1 protein-coding gene is annotated in these 418 nt (G+C 64.8%); it reads right to left on the bottom strand.

Features of this window, described 5'->3' with window-relative positions:
- A partial coding sequence (locus BVH01_RS24140; protein WP_139317865.1) for a POTRA domain-containing protein occupies nt 1-418 on the bottom strand: 418 nt, incomplete at both ends.

Raw genomic sequence — 418 nt, forward strand, 5'->3', positions numbered from 1 at the left:
GGCCCGAGTGGTCACGTAGCCGCGATCGACGTAATGGTTGGTGATCGCCTTGAGCAGCTCGTTGAGCTGGCTGACGCCAAGGCAGCTGTCGGCGAACGGGGTGAGAATCGCGCTGCGATCAGCCTCGGACAACAGGCTGGCACCGCTGATCTCGATCTGCTCGATGGCGAAGCAGCGCTCGTCCTCGGCAGCCTGTGGCGCTGTCGGCTCGGCGCGCTTGCCTGGCAACTGCTGCAATTCCTGCAGGCGCTGTTGCTGCTCATCGAGCAGGCGCTCCTGACGGTCACGGATCAGATCCTGAGTCAGCGGCGTTTGGCGGTTGGCGGGCAGATCGATGGGGGGCGTCTGCGCGGACACGGCCAGCGACAGAGCGGACAGGCAGAGGCATACCGCCGCAGGTCCATTGCGGAAGAACATA

The sequence above is a fragment of the Pseudomonas sp. PA1(2017) genome (assembly GCF_001945375.1).
GTDB lineage: Bacteria > Pseudomonadota > Gammaproteobacteria > Pseudomonadales > Pseudomonadaceae > Aquipseudomonas.